Here is a 15573-nt window from a genome sequence, read left to right as displayed (position 1 = left end):
AATATCCACCGGACTCCGGAGGATTTTGATGTATTCCTGTTGAGCCAGTCAATAAAGGAATTTGTCTATGCCTGCATACCCATAGCAGGAAATCCCTGATAGGAAAGTGCCGGTAATCTGCACAGAAAACCCGTGGATATGGTTTTGCAGGTTTTTTATAATCCGATGTTATTTTTCTGTACAGGCGGTTATCCACAAGCGCATATGGTCACCATGGAAAAGAGTTGCCGATAAAGCTTTCCCTGACGGAAAGCACTTCCTTCCATATCTGTTTTCCTACGAAGCTGCAGCATTCAGTCATACCGACATGGTGTGAGAATCGCACGCTACCATTCTTATTGCAGAAAGCAGCCGTCTTTTCATCAGGAGTCAAGGGTTAGCGCAGACATTCTTTGTTTCCTGCAGAGGAAGGGAATCGATATCGGGCAGCTGAATGGCATCACATTGACGGATGCCGATGCGTTTGGCACAATGGATGATGATATGGAACAGCTGCATGTAGACCTGCTGTATACAGCGGCAATAGCCGGCGGCATCCCGTTTCACCAGAAAGCCAACCGCTTCCTCACAGCGCTTGTAATATAGATCGACCAGTTGTTCATCCAGCTGCAGCAGTGTGAAATAAAAGCCCCATGACAAAATGCTGCGAAACTCCTGCAGAATCTGTTTCAGATTGGCCTTGGGAAGGATCACCAGCAGGGCATCAAGGAAACCGACGCCATCATAATGCCGTTTTTTAATCCGCTCCTCCATAACAGGGGCAAGCACGAGCAGCTGGTCGAAATATTCCAGGCAGCAGCGGCCGATCGTGATGGTGATAAACTGTACAGCCCCGATGAATTTTACGGCGTCACGTATCATTGTACTGTCCTCCAGATGTGCATGTGCAACCCCCTTATTCAGCTGAATAAGGGTCCCCAGTCCGTTATAGGTCTTTGCGAGCCCGATATCATTCAGCTGCTTCAAAACCTTGCGAATCGTTGCGTAGGATACCTGATAGGTTCTGGACAGCTGCTCTATGGGCGGCAGCAGCTGCTGATCGGCATAGGTTTTGCAGGCGATGCTGCGAATAATATCCCGGAAGACAAGTGTGTAAACATAATCATGAGAATGCTTCGGCTGCCAGAAAAAGGGGGCTGCTTCCGGTATACAGTGGTTGCCGCAAAGCTGTATCTGCGCTGCGTGCTCACGGATGCGCTGTATGGTGTAGCAGATCGTGTGATCATAAAAATCATATACAAAGCGGCGGTTTTTATCTGTATAGGCGGCAAGCAGCTGCTCATAATCGTGCTTCAGAGTGCCATGATAGGAGGAAAACAGATCTGTATGATACAACAGGGGATATTCAATATAGGAAAAGGTCGTCAGATACAAATCGAGAATCATATCATTATGATAACGCTGCAGCAGATACACATTAAAATCCCGGATCAGCAGTCGGCGTTTTTCCAGATTTTTATTATCCTCCAGCGTCGACAGCATTTTATATAAATGGCGGATATCCTTTTCCTGCAGTAAATCGCACAACCCGCTGCAGAGGGGAGGCAGGCACAGACGCATGCTTTCCAAAACGTCAATCATCTGCCGGTGTGTATGCAGAATATAGAAATCCGTCTGCTCATCGTGCGCCTGTGAGGGCTGCCAGATCACCTGTGCACGCTTGCGTGCCTCTAAAGAAATATAGCCGGCATCCCGCATATCGCGCAGGACGTCCTGTACGGTACGTATTCCTACCTGATATGTGCTGCACAGCTGTTTAGCGGATGGAAGACGGCTCCCATAGGGAAGCCGCCTCGTTATGATCAAGGATGTAAGCGAATCGTAGAGACTGCTGTAGAATGTTTGTCCTTTCAAAATGGATCCTCCAGGGAAATGTTAATCCTAGTATAGCATGGAAATTTATACAGAAGCAATCCGTTCTTTCCATAAAATCTAAAATAAGACGGTAATAAGGTTGCACGCAGCACAAAAGTATACTAAAATAGAAAAGACCTATATGCATACGTATGCAGATTTGGAAAGAGTATTGTTTGTGAAGAATGGAAAAGGGAGGAGTTTTTTTTATGTACAAAATCGGAGAGGCTGCCAGACTGCTGGGTCTCAGCACGGAAGCTTTGCGGTACTACGAACGTAAAGGGCTCATCGTGCCGCATAAGGACAGTGTATCCAATTACCGTTATTTCGATGCTTCACAAATCAACCATCTTCTGAATATGCAGAAGTATCAGAAGCTTGGCTTTACACTGTATGAGCTGATGGATTTGTTTGAAAGCAGGGGAAATGATATGTTTCTTGAGCTGATGGAACAAAAGGAGAAGGAGCTGCTGCAGGAAAGTGTGTCGATGAGTCTTCGTCTTCACAGCATTCATCTTTCTTTGGAATGCATTGCGCTGGCAGAACGTGCACAGCATGCCATACAGTTTGTAACAAGACCTGCCCTGTATCGCATTTCCTATATGCAGGATGATGTGATTTTAGCGGATGATGCATCCCTGAATGAGGAGCTCAGGATGTGGTCGAAAAGCAGCGAGCTTCAGTTTCTGAGTGCACGAATCTGTGCCAAGGATTTTATCAGCGGACAGGAGCACTTTGATTACGGCTTTTGTATGTACGAGACGATTGGGGATTTCATCGGTATTCGGATAAATGATGTGGTAAGACAGTATGCCGAATGTCCGGCTCTTGCCTACTGCTTTGAAGCGGATGCCCAGCATACGATTCTGCAGGAAAAGGAAAAGCTGCTGCAGTTTATGGAGGCACAACACCTGATGCTTGACGGGGATATCCTGTCTCAGGTCTTGTACAGTGCCTGCGAGAATCATCATTATCAGATGCGCCATATGATATGGGTCCCTTACAAGAGAGTGATATAAAATAATTTAATGTTTTTCTTAAATATTTTTAATAAATACTTGACTCTAAAAATACTTTAGGGTTTATGATGGTTCCTGCCTAGGTAGTTGGAGGAATGAAAGATGAAGAGCTTGATTTTTTTAGTAGATGAGAATAGAAATCAGTTATCTGCTTTAGAAAGGGCCATTTCTTCCGTTGAGGAATTTGAACTGGCCGGAATGACAAGCGATGGTGAGGAATGTATCCGACAGCTGGAGGGGAAACATGTACATGTTCTGGTGTTGGACATGATCCTGCCAAAGAAAGATGGGTTTTATGTATTAGAGGAAATACGCAGCAGAAGGCTGCAGGTGGATCATATTATCTGCATATCCTCATATCTCAGTGAAATGATTCTTTCTGAGTTCAACCGCTATTGTGTCGACTACATCATGATGAAGCCCTATGAGATTCCTGATCTGATTCGCAAGATTCATTTCATCAGGAATTATCAGCCGGATTATTCATTGAATGAGGAACTGCAGAAAAAGCTGGGACGCAGTCAGAACCAGCATCTGGAGGGAACGATCACCGAGCTGCTGCACGAGCTTGGAGTTCCTGCAAACCTGAAAGGGTATCAGTATCTACGCTGTGCAATTATGCAGACCTACCGTGATATGGATCTGCTTGGTAAGGTTACCAAAACATTATATCCGAAGATTGCGCTGGAGTTTCAGACAACACCCTCCCGAGTGGAGCGTGGTATACGGCATGCAATCGAAGTGGCCTGGAATCGCGGAAATGCACATGTGATACATAAGATTTTCGGCTATACGATTTCCATGGAACGAAGCAAACCTACAAATTCCGAATTCATTGCAATGCTGTCTGACAAAATCCATATGGAGGAAACACGTGTCTGAACATGCACATAATGCATCCGGAAATAAAAAAAGGCGGAATGGTCAACTATTCAAATGATCAGAATACTCCGCCTTTTTATTTGGATTTATTTGCGTAGAATGAAGCTGAGGTGTCTTCCGCATGCAGGCTCTCTTCGATAGCTGAAAAAAGCATCGTTTTTCAGAAAGGTATCGTTTGGATTCACTGTGATATGATCGCGTTCAACACCGAGATTCAGCAGCATCTGCATATTCAGCCCTTTGTTGTCTGCGATTGCCCTGCCGTTTGGCAGCATTGTCAGATAGTCATGGGTGTCAAAGCTCATTGCCCGGATGCGGTCAATGACATCCTGCTGGATTTCAAAGCTGCGATATGCGATAGCCGGACCGATATAAGCCATCAGGTGAGCAGGATCGACATGCTCCTTCTGCATGAGCAGGGTCACGGTTTTGCGTGTGATTTCCTGCACGGTTCCCTGCCAGCCACTGTGAATAGCGGCAATGATACCGGTAAAGGGGTCATATAGAAGTACCGGCACGCAATCTGCATGAAAGACACCGATTGCGATGTTTCTTTCCTTTGTGTAAAGGGCATCACAATCCGCAATCCCCTCCTCATAAACACGATAGCCTCTGCCGGCATCTGCGGCGGTTACCTCATGGATATGATCGGAGTGCGTCTGCATAGCAAAGGTCCACTGTGACGATGCTATATGGAGTGCTTTTGACAGAGTATCACGATTATTTAAAACATCCTCTTTCCGTAAACAGGCGTGCAGTGCCATATTGTTGTTTTCCGGCAGGGATGAATCGCGCAGCGTCGTACCTGCAAGCAAATCATCCTCGTAGTTCCATTGTATATAATTCATATGATCATTCCTTCTTTCTTTCTTATATATTTATAGTATATGTGTGAGTATCCGGGTTTGCCCTGGGAAAAGTATATAGCAAGCTGCGGCTCTTGGCAATCCATTTGCGTGAATATATGCATTTTTCCAACGCTGGGCAAAACAGAGCACTTTCCTAATATTTCCAGAAACTGATAACAATTTTTATGGATTTTAGCACTAAAGTGTTGACAGTGCTAAAATATTGGAATATACTATTAGCAGACATAGAGGTTGAGTGCTAGAAAGGAGTGAACCATATGCTTACAAAACGCCAGACGGCGATCTTTAAAACGATAGTAGATGAGTTCACCCGGACTGCCGAGCCTGTCGGTTCCAAGAAACTGATGGACCTGCTGGATTTCAACTGTTCCAGTGCCACCATTCGCAATGAGATGGCTGCACTGGAGGATCTGGGTCTGCTGGAGAAAACACATACCTCCAGCGGTCGTATACCAAGCAGTCGCGGTTATCGGTTCTATGTTGAAAATCTGATGGAGCGTGAACTGGATGATGGAGTCAAGCATTCTCTGCAGGCTGTATTTCAGGAGCGTCATTATTCAATGGATGAAATCGTTAAGAAAAGCTGTGATATTCTATCTCAGATGACCTCGCTGACTTCCGTGGTGCTGGGGCCGGAAAGCCGTTACCAGACACTGCAGCACATACAGCTGTTTCCACTCAGTGACACCAGTGCGGTTGCAGTCTTCATCACCGATCACGGGCATACGGAAAATAAGACATTTCACTTCAATACGGCCGTGAGCGTTGAGGATATCAAAACCTGCTGTAATCTGCTCAATGACAAGCTGAGCGGCACACCGATCAATGAGGTGGTGGAGCGCATGCAGCAGATTGAGCCGCTGCTGGCCAGCCATATTGCCCGTCACGAGGTGCTGTTTGAAGCCTTCGTTAATGCATTCATGCGGTTTGCAACCGACCATGTATACTGCAGCGGACAGAGCAATATGCTGTATCAGCCGGAATTCGCAGATATCGAAAAGCTGAAGGAGCTTATGAAGATGCTGGAGGACAGCAGTCTGTTTCGCCAGCTGGCCAATCACGAGGGTGATGTCGCCATTGAAATCGGCGGTGACAATGAACTGATTCAGGTCAATAATGTTGCCGTGGTATCCAGCAAGTTCAAGCTGAACGAGGATGAAGAAGGGGAACTGATGATCGTGGGACCTACCCGCATGCAGTACAGCCGTGTCGTTGCCCTTATGGAATATATGAGCAAAGTAATCGAAGATTTATACAGAAGTGAAAATCGATAAGGAGGTCATCATGCAGGAAGAAAAAGAAGTTGTAAACGAGGAAGCAAAGGCTGCCGAGCAAAGCGAAGAAGCAAAGACAGAGCAGGATGCTGCCAAGGCAGAGAAAAAGGATGCGAAGGAAGCGGAAAAGGAAGATAAGAAATCCGCAAAATTCGGTAAGAAGAAAAAAATCGAGGAACTGGAAGAAGAAATCGTAAAGCTGAAGGAAGAGGCGGCAGCAAACAAGAATGCCTACTTCAAGGCGTATGCAGATACAGAAAATCTGAAGAAGCGTCTGCAGAGTGAAAGCGACAATGTGCGCAAGTACCGCATTCAAAGCTTTGCGATGGAAATCCTGCCGGTTCTGGATAACCTGGAGCGTGCGCTGGATGTCAAGGTCGATGATCAGAATGTCAAAAACTACGCCAAGGGCTTTGAGATGATTTACCAGCAGCTGGTACACATCCTGAATCAGGAGGGTGTAAAGGAAATCGAAGCGCTGGACAAGCCGTTTGATCCAAACTTCCATCAGGCCCTGATGCAGGAGGCCAAGGATGGCGTGGAAAGCGGTATGGTCATCGAGGTCCTGCAAAAGGGATATATGCTGAAGGATCGTGTATTACGTGCAACACTTGTAAAGGTTAGCGAATAGATAAAAGGAGGATAACGATTATGAGTAAAATTATTGGTATTGACTTAGGAACAACAAACAGCTGTGTGTCCGTTATGGACGGTGGTGAATGCAAGGTCATCACAAATCCGGAAGGAAACCGTACAACACCATCTGTTGTCGCATACAAGAACGGTGAACGTATTGTCGGTGATGCCGCAAAGCGTCAGGTTGTTACAAACAAGAACACCATCAGCTCAATCAAGCGTCTGATGGGTACAAATGAAAAGGTTGAACTGGAAGGCAAGCAGTATACACCGCAGGAAGTCAGCGCGATGATTCTGCAGTATCTGAAATCCTATGCCGAGGATTATCTTGGAGAAAAGATTGAGAAAGCAGTTATCACCGTACCTGCATACTTCAACGATTCCCAGCGTCAGGCTACCAAGGATGCAGGGAAAATCGCCGGTCTGGAAGTAGAGCGTATCATCAATGAGCCGACAGCTGCAGCTCTGGCTTACGGTATTGATAAAACTGAAAAAGAACAGAAGGTTCTGGTATATGACTTAGGTGGAGGTACGTTTGACGTATCTATCCTGGAGCTTGCGGATGGAACCTTTGAGGTACTGTCCACAAACGGTGATACAAAATTAGGTGGAGATGACTTCGATAACGTTGTTGTTGACTGGATGGTTGATACCTTCAAGAAGGAAAACGGGGTTGACCTGCGCAAGGATACCATGGCTATGCAGCGTCTGAAAGAGGCTGGAGAAAAAGCGAAGAAGGATCTGAGCGGAGTTGTACAGACACAGATTTCCCTGCCGTTTATCTCTGCTGGAGCAGATGGACCTCTGCACTTTGAGGCTACACTGACACGTGCAAAATTTGATGAAATGACAAAATCTCTGGTTGAGCGTACAATGGAACCGGTAAGAAACGCACTGCGCGATGCCGGTCTGACAAAAAATGATATTCACCAGGTACTGCTGGTCGGTGGATCTACCCGTATTCCTGCTGTACAGGAAGCTGTTAAGAGCGTTCTGGGCAAGGAACCAAACAAATCCGTAAATCCGGATGAAGTCGTTGCTATGGGTGCCGCTATTCAGGGTGGTGTTATCGCCGGTGATGTAAAGGATGTTCTGTTGCTGGATGTTACACCATTGAGCCTTGGTATCGAGACAATGGGTGGTGTCATGACTGTGCTGATTCCACGTAACACAACCATTCCGACTAGCAAATCTCAGGTGTTCTCAACGGCTGCGGACAACCAGCCTGCTGTAGATATCCGTGTTCTGCAGGGTGAGCGTCCGATGGCAAATGACAATAAGGAGCTTGGTATGTTCAAGCTGGATGGTATCGCTCCGGCTCGCCGTGGTGTACCTCAGATTGAAGTTACCTTTGATATTGACGTAAACGGTATCGTGCACGTATCCGCAAAGGATAAGGGTACCGGTAAGGAACAGTCTATCACGATTCAGAATACGAGCGGACTGAGCGATGAGGAAATCGATCGTATGGTTCGTGAGGCTGAGGAGCACAAGGCTGAGGATGAAAAACGCAAGGAAGAAATCGATCTGCGTAACCGTGCAGAGGGCTTCATTGCTCAGATTGATTCCATGCTGGCTGACAACGGTGATAAGATTGATGCGAAGCAGAAGGAAGAAACACAGAAGCTGCGTGATGATCTGCAGAAATCCCTGGATGAAAATGACATGGATGCTGTAAAGGAAAAACTGGAGGCACTGGAAAAGGCTGCACAGGCAGCTAGTGCACAGATGTACCAGCAGCAGAGTGCGGATCCAAATGCAGGAGCAGGTGCAAACAACGCAAACAACGATGACAACGTTGTAGACGCTGAATTTGAAGAAAAGAAGTAAGAAAACGAAACGACTACAATTCCTAGTGCTTGCGCTAGGTTTTGTATGTTGTGTGATGCTGGCCATCGATTGGATGTATCCCAAGCAGGAGCAAACGGCTGCTGTTGATGTCTCTTCGCATTATGCACAAACGGTGCGTGTCGAAAAGGAAACACCGCTGTTTGAAAAGAAGGATGGAGAATACCGAGAGATTGGCCGTATCTTTAAGGGGACAGTGCTGAAGTTTGACAAGCAAGGCGCGCAGAACATGAAGGAAAAGTATTTCAGGCTGCAAACGGATGACTGCTACATCCTGACTGATCATGTGGTACCCGAGCAAACAGAAGAAAACAGTGTCAAAAAGGCCAGTGTGTATCTGCCGTTTAATGAAAATATCGTCACCAGAGACAGCTATGTTATTCAGAATGAAGCGGGAAACAAGCTGGCGGAAGTAACACGGAAGGCATCTTATCCTATTTATGTAAAGGATGAGGATCGTTATGGTGTGCAGCTGGGAAATGCCCTTGTGTATATTCCGAAATACGCGGTAGCAGCTACAAGGCATGCCGACAATACCAGCGAGCCGATTGCAAAACAGATTCCGGTTTTCATGTATCACTATTTCTATTCCAAAGAAAATGGAGAGGTCTCGAAAAATGGAAACTGGCTGGAGGTCAATGATTTTGAAGCACAGCTGAAGTATTTGAAGGAGCATAACTATGTGACGCTGCGCATGCAGGATGTGGAGAATTTTCTGGATGGAAAGGTACAGCTGCCGAAGAACAGTGTTTCCATTACGATTGATGATGGGACAGCTTCCATATATAAATATGCATATCCGCTGCTGAAGAAATATGGTGATAGTGCAACGCTCTTTCTGATCGGGAATCATCTGAAGGATGATAAGCTGCCACAAAGCTTTCAGGAAATGAAGCAAAACGGCATGGAGCTGCAGTCGCATTCCTATGGCATGCATACCGGCGGCTGTGAAGGCGGTCATGGCGGTGCATTGCGCTGTGTGGCACATGATGAGGGTGTCACAGATACAGAAAAGTCATTTTCCATCATCGGCGGAGGCAATGTGTATTGTTATCCGTATGGTGATGTTACAGACAGTGCACTGCAGATTATGAAAGATGCAGGTGTGCATATGGCTTTTACGACAAATTATGGTAAAATAGAACCCGGTATGGATAAGCTGCAGCTGCCGAGAGTGCGTATTTTCGGAGATGCAGACATACAGCAGTTCATATACAGTCTGGAAAGTTAGGAGGGTGATCCACATGAGCAAACGAGATTATTATGAGGTCCTGGGACTCAGCAAGGGTGCCAGCGATGATGAAATAAAAAGAGCCTATCGGAAGATGGCGAAAAAGTATCACCCGGATGTCAATAAGGATCCGGGGGCTGAGGAATCGTTCAAGGAAGTAAACGAAGCATATGAGGTACTGAGTGATCCGCAGAAGAAAGCGACATATGATCAATTCGGTCATGCAGGTATGGATGGTGCCAATTTTGGCGGCGGTGCCGGAGGCTTTGGCGGTTTTGAGGATTTCGGAGATATCTTTGGTTCCTTTTTCGGCGGAGGCTTTGGCGGCGGTGGAAATCGTCGTGCAAGCAATGGACCGCGTAAGGGGAATGACCGCTTCATGCAGATGCGCATCGAGTTCATGGATGCTATTTTCGGAAAAACGGAAACAGTTACGATTGAGGTTGATGAGCAGTGTGATGAGTGTATGGGAAGCGGTGCGAAGAGCAAGTCCGATATTAAATCGTGTCCGCATTGTAATGGTACCGGTACGGTAACGACTCAGCAGAGAACGCCGTTTGGCGTGTTCCAGAGTCAGTCGGTGTGCCCGGACTGTAACGGAACGGGTAAGACGATTGTGAACAAGTGTCCGAAGTGCCATGGCAAGGGCTATGAGCATAAGCGTGTGAAGCTGGATATCAAGATTCCGGCAGGCATTCAGTCTGGTCAGCAGGTGCGTGTACCGAATAAGGGAGAGCGCGGTGTGAATGGCGGGCCGAACGGCGATCTGTATATCGAGATTCTGGTGAGCCGTCACAAGCAGTTTGTACGAGACGGCAATGATATCCGTATCACAGTGCCGATTAGTGCTGTGGATGCGATTCTTGGATGTAAGGTGGATGTTCCGACCGTTTACGGTGATGTGGAGCTGACGATTCCGGCAGGTACACAGTTTGGGCAGCAGTTCCGATTAAAAGGAAAGGGTGTCAAGTCTGCCTCTTCCCGCGGTGGTCAGGGTGATCAGTATGTCGAGGTCAAGGTGGAGGTACCTACCAAGATTACACGCGATGAAAAGGAGCTGTATGAGAAAATTCGCAATAAGAAGTCTCATGAGTCTCCGTTTGATAAGTTTAAGAAGGCTTTTAAATAAGAATATTGCGGCAGTTGTTACTGATTTCAGTAATGCTGTCGCTTTTTTGTTTATCTAAAAAGCAGGCAGAATACCCCCACCTCAGTGGCCGATGAACAGGTGGGAGATGAATGCAGCCATCTTTCTTTTCATCCTTGTTTTCTTGCTGTTTTTCACGAAGCTTTCCTTAAATTTCTCTTGCGTTCGTGGTATAATGATGTCAACAAAAGGAGGGTTTCCAACATGAAATCATATCGTACATATTCTAGTATCCTATCTGCTAATCACCCGCAAAACCCCCGGCTTTTCTGCTCTTACGCATCGTGCTAAAAATCTGTACAACGTTGCTTCGTTCTATATAAGAAATGCGTACAGTGCTTCCATCAAATCAAATGAGGATCGCTTTCCACATGAGATACAGGTCCTGGAAGAACTCAATGGTGTCGTTGATGAATTGAATGTCATACGTCAAAAGCATCATAGCACACCAATCCACATCATTGATCATGAACATCGCTTTGTTTCCATGCAGCATCTGGATGGTTTTTTTAAATTGCGTGACCAGATCGATTACCGTGCTCTTCCTGCACAGGCAAATCAGAATGTTTTGCATATGCTGTATCGTGACTGGAAAAGCTTTTTTGCTGCTTTAGCGGATTACAAAGCACATCCAGACAAATATGAAGCAATTCCCCATATCCCTCGATATGCAGATAAAGACGGTTATAAACCCTTGATCTTTACCAATCAGATATGCAAACTGAGAAAAGACAAGCATGGATGGTATGTAAAATTTCCCAAGGCAGTGCTGCAGGCAGGGTGTGTACGTGATCGATATGATCTTGGTAAGATGGATCTGCATGAACAGAAGCTGAAGGAAGTACGCCTGATTCCCAATGGAGATACTATCAAGCTTGAAATCGTATGCGAGATAGAAATCAAGGAACCGACGATTACAATCCATGAGGCAACCAGAGTAGCCGGCATAGATATTGGTGTCGATAATCTGACAGCGATTGCGTTTACGAGTGGACACCACCCTGTGCTGATAAAAGGAAATGAAATAAAAGCAGTCAATCAATTCTATAACAAACAGATTGCACATTATCGCTCACTGCTAAGAACTGGAAAGAAGGATAGCAAAGGCATCCATCAAACAAAACGAATGAAACGTATCAGCGAAAAGCGAAATCGACGTGTAAAGGATATCCTGCACAAAGCATCAAGAAAAATAATAGATCTATGTGTGGAGGAAGGAATCGAAGTTATCGTCGTAGGGAATAATGCGGGTTGGAAGAAGCGTATCCATATGGGGAAGAAGAACAATCAGACATTTGTGCAGATACCGTTTCATACCTGATCGAAATGATCAAATACAAAGGAGAAGCGGCAGGAATCAGAGTCGTGGTCTGTGAAGAAGCAATACAATCGAAGGCTAGTTCCATTGACGAGGATCAAATACCAGTCTATGGAAACGATGTAGCGCATACCTTCACAGGAAAAAGAATCAATCGAGGATTGTACAGAAGCAAAAACGGCATTCTAATGAATGCCGATATCAATGGAGCAAGCAATATCATACGAAAAGTATATCCATGTATGCCAAAGCGAGAGCGATGGAGTAGAGGTACGGTGAACGTACCAGTTACGTGTATCTGAACACGAACAAAAAGTTTTGATGAATGTGCAAGCATTCATTAGAAACCGCTTGCTCTTTAGCTGGCGGTAGTTCACTTTGTAATCGTTAACATTTTTGAGCGTGACAGTTTTGAGATAAATGATTACTTTGTAAAATAAATAAAAATCTAATAATTCGAACTTTTTTGCATAAATTCATTGATTGTAATAACCTATTGTAGTAGAATAGCAACGTGTAGAATGGAATGAGATAAGCCTTTGCATACCCTTTATATAAGATATAAAATTAATTGAATCCATAAATGTAAAATGATGGAAGGGGTTAAATATACATTAATTAACTGGAACTGATATGTAATCAGATAGAAGACAGTCAGAAGCTTATATTTATATGCTAATAGGTGTGAATGGTGAAAAAAGTAGCACAGTCGAGAACAACCTAGTAGAAATATTTAAGAAAAACAGTTTGATACCAAGGCGTTACCTAAATTATCTATTATAGTAACTCCCGAAAATAGAAGAGGAAGGTAAATATGAGATAGAATGACTAATGCCATAGCACTAGGATGTACAGAAATCATGTAGAGCAAAGAAGGCAGATACCTAATCAGCGTATCTGCCTCTTCTTTTGAACATATGCTGATTTTAGACCGCTTGCTTGATTATTCTGTCAGAAATTTACATAAATTACAAACCTCTGAAATCATCACATCTTCCATATTTATAGCATCCATCCCTACATTCCTGTATAATAATACCCATGTTCTCTCATAATTCATCCAACTTTAGGATTTCTTTAGAATTCCTGCGATATACTGAACATACAGAAATGAGAGGTAATCAAAATGTTGCTGCGACTACTAAAAAACGACCTGCTGCATGGCAAGCTGACCAACTTCATGGTTAATGATATTCCTTGCCGTATCCACCATGCTGTCCTGTGCCAGTATATCCCTGATCTACTCATCACAAAACCAGATATCCTACTTCATGGACGATATGGGAAAGGTGGCAGACTATAACTTTTCCATGATGAATATTACAAAAAAAGATGTACAGAAAATCAGAGCCTTTATGAAAGCAAAAGACATTGATGCATATCAAATCGAGCATGCTATCACCCTGCCGCTGAGTGTTATGCGCTTCAATGGTACCAACGACCTGGAAAGCTCCGGTTGCTTTGCGACAACCTTGCCAAAGACCTATAATTTTCTATTCGATGAAAACAACAAAACCCCGGACATCCAACCGGGTGAGGTCGGCATCCCGCTATCTATAAAGCATCAGCTGAATCTACAGCTGAATGACACCTTCCAGATTTTGCGCGGTACCAGGACCTACACCTATAAAATTACCAGCTTTGTACGTGATTCCGTATACGGCTCTGATATGATGGGACAAAAACGCATCATCCTGCACCCTGCAGATTATCAAATTCAATATGATATCACGCAGGACATTGATCATGCTGTGGTACTCTCGGTGAACGACGGACCAAACACAAAGCAGCTGGAATATGACATGCAGAAGGCCGGCCTGCCCAATGCGATTCTCGTAGACAAAGAAACTGCAGAACTCTCCTTTATGGGAGTCAGCCTCGGCACCAGTGCAATGCTTCTCATGAGTGGCATCATTCTGCTATGCATGTCCTTTCTCATCATTCGTTTCACCATCCTCTTTCAGATTGAAAGCAACTACGCAGAAATCGGTATCATGAAAGCAATCGGCTTCCAGCACTCTCAAATCAAGCCGCTCTATCTGATGAAATATATGAGTATCACGCTTATTGGTGTTATCATCGGGTTCTTTGCCTCCATTCCGTTTGCTGAGCTGCTGGAAAGCATGCAGGCCAGCGTCGTACCTGTTATGCCGGGGAACACAGGCACCTATCTGTCCCTGGTCATTGTTATCCTGATCCCGGCACTTGTCTATACCGTGACGACTCTTGTACTGCGAAAGCTAAAAAAACAAAGCACCATGGATGCCATCCGCAAAGGAAATGAAGGAGAGACCTATAAGGAACACACCCGCTTCACACTTGCCAAGACCCGCCTTCATAGCCTTCACAGATTTCTGGCCTTCAACGATCTCATGGCACAGAGAAAGCACTTTCTCATGATGGTCATTATCTATGCCTTCTGCATGGTATTGGTACTCGTCCCTCTAACCCTTAAGGATGCCTTCCAGAAGGATACTTTTTTGCAAATTCTGAAGATATCGATCGGTGATCTCTACTCCCAGCAAAACGGGGGAAACAGCGTAAAGGATTTGGAAGAAAAGCGTGCCATGGTGCTCCACGATTTGAAAGTATACGATGAGAAGATCCGCGTTGATATTGAAACCATGACCAGTGCATCTCTCAGCGATGATGGTCTGAATACCTCGGTCTTCCTCATGAAACGCGCCGATGGGAATACAATCACCTTTGATTACGGCAAGGCTCCCAAGCTGTCCAATGAGCTTGCACTTTCCACTACACTGGCAAAGCGTTATGGAAAAACTGTCGGCGACTCCATCAGTATGGAATACGAAGGAAAGAAAAATACCTACCTCATCAGCGGCATTTACAGCAGTATGATGAATCTGGGAAACAACATTCTCGCAGGTGATATTGAATATGAGTATGCATATACCGGCTATCTGGTGATTCACCTTTCCCAGGACGAGCTAACCAGCCATCAGGTCGCAGAAACTATTAAAAAGGAGTATAAGGGTCTGAAGCTGATTGACAGCAAGCAGATGACGAAATCCTTCAGCGGAGATATGCCACAGCAGATTACCATGATGTCGGATCTGATTATTACGATCATTCTGGTCATTACCTTCGCTTTGACAATACTGTTCTCCAAGCTGCACATGCTGCGTGCAAAAAAAGCGATTGCTCTGATGCGCAGTATGGGCTATGCCAAACGCAATATCCGCAAATGGCTGTTTGCTCGTTGTATGATTCAGATACTATGCGGTCTAGTGCTGGGAATTTTGTTACACATCTTCTGTGCGAACGGACTGCTGGAGACGTATATGGAATCCATGGGTATGGGGAGCATAGAACTGAGAAGTGCTCGACTCAATATGTATGTCCTGTATCCGCTGCTGTTCATCATGTCCGCTATAACAGCGCAATGGATTGTCAATCGCACCATACCGGCATGGAATATTAAAGATTTGAGTGAGGAATAAAATTTTTCGGTACCGTATTAAAAGCATATAAATA

12 protein-coding genes are annotated in these 15573 nt (G+C 45.1%); 10 read left to right on the top strand and 2 right to left on the bottom strand.

Annotation, left to right across the window (positions count from 1 at the left end; all coding sequences use genetic code 11):
- Positions 1-369: 369 nt before the first annotated feature.
- A complete protein-coding gene (locus tag ACG3M1_RS14660) occupies positions 370-1854 on the bottom strand; it encodes a GntR family transcriptional regulator (protein ID WP_161129064.1) in 1485 nt (494 codons plus the stop codon).
- 209 nt (positions 1855-2063) lie between these two features.
- Here ACG3M1_RS14660 and ACG3M1_RS14655 point away from each other — a divergent pair, with 209 nt between their 5' ends.
- Positions 2064-2873, top strand: a complete 810-nt coding sequence (locus ACG3M1_RS14655; protein ID WP_008817596.1) for a MerR family transcriptional regulator — start codon at positions 2064-2066, stop codon at positions 2871-2873.
- Between the two features lie 102 nt (positions 2874-2975).
- Positions 2976-3755 carry a sporulation transcription factor Spo0A gene (gene spo0A / locus ACG3M1_RS14650; protein WP_002610197.1) on the top strand — a complete coding sequence of 260 codons (780 nt, stop codon included), beginning with the start codon at positions 2976-2978 and terminating at the stop codon, positions 3753-3755.
- Between the two features lie 86 nt (positions 3756-3841).
- On the opposite strand, the gene pgeF is transcribed toward spo0A, so the two are convergent.
- The gene (pgeF, locus tag ACG3M1_RS14645) at positions 3842-4603 is read right to left on the bottom strand and encodes a peptidoglycan editing factor PgeF (RefSeq protein ID WP_395814282.1); all 762 of its coding nucleotides are present in this window, start codon (positions 4601-4603) and stop codon (positions 3842-3844) included.
- A 278-nt stretch (positions 4604-4881) separates the two neighbouring features.
- Between pgeF and hrcA the strand changes: the two genes are divergently transcribed.
- The 8 genes from hrcA (at position 4882) to ACG3M1_RS14605 (ending at position 15539) form a co-directional block, all read left to right on the top strand.
- Complete coding sequence (gene hrcA / locus ACG3M1_RS14640) at positions 4882-5898, top strand: heat-inducible transcriptional repressor HrcA (protein ID WP_002610201.1); 1017 nt, start codon at positions 4882-4884, stop codon at positions 5896-5898.
- Between the two features lie 10 nt (positions 5899-5908).
- On the top strand, positions 5909-6529 hold the full coding sequence (grpE, locus tag ACG3M1_RS14635) for a nucleotide exchange factor GrpE (RefSeq protein ID WP_008817593.1): 621 nt from the start codon (positions 5909-5911) through the stop codon (positions 6527-6529).
- Between the two features lie 20 nt (positions 6530-6549).
- On the top strand, positions 6550-8364 hold the full coding sequence (gene dnaK / locus ACG3M1_RS14630; RefSeq protein ID WP_008817592.1) for a molecular chaperone DnaK: 1815 nt from the start codon (positions 6550-6552) through the stop codon (positions 8362-8364).
- Positions 8365-8419: 55 nt separating this feature from the next.
- Complete coding sequence (locus ACG3M1_RS14625; protein ID WP_009588362.1) at positions 8420-9613, top strand: polysaccharide deacetylase family protein; 1194 nt, start codon at positions 8420-8422, stop codon at positions 9611-9613.
- A gap of 13 nt (positions 9614-9626) precedes the next feature.
- Positions 9627-10742, top strand: coding sequence for a molecular chaperone DnaJ (dnaJ, locus tag ACG3M1_RS14620; protein WP_008817590.1), 1116 nt, complete (start codon positions 9627-9629; stop codon positions 10740-10742).
- Positions 10743-11175: 433 nt separating this feature from the next.
- Positions 11176-12081 (top strand): RNA-guided endonuclease InsQ/TnpB family protein, encoded by a 906-nt coding sequence (locus ACG3M1_RS14615; protein ID WP_257324534.1) that lies wholly within the window; start codon positions 11176-11178, stop codon positions 12079-12081.
- A gap of 5 nt (positions 12082-12086) precedes the next feature.
- Positions 12087-12380 carry a zinc ribbon domain-containing protein gene (locus ACG3M1_RS14610; protein ID WP_009588085.1) on the top strand — a complete coding sequence of 98 codons (294 nt, stop codon included), beginning with the start codon at positions 12087-12089 and terminating at the stop codon, positions 12378-12380.
- Positions 12381-13349: 969 nt separating this feature from the next.
- Entirely contained in the window at positions 13350-15539 is a 2190-nt protein-coding gene (locus tag ACG3M1_RS14605; protein ID WP_395814279.1) for an ABC transporter permease, read from the top strand.
- Positions 15540-15573 lie beyond the last annotated feature (34 nt).

Origin of the sequence: Clostridium sp. 10cd*, assembly GCF_044336395.1 — a bacterium.
GTDB lineage: Bacteria > Bacillota_I > Bacilli_A > Erysipelotrichales > Erysipelotrichaceae > Clostridium_AQ > Clostridium_AQ innocuum.
This window is presented reverse-complemented; position numbering and strand designations above follow the sequence as displayed.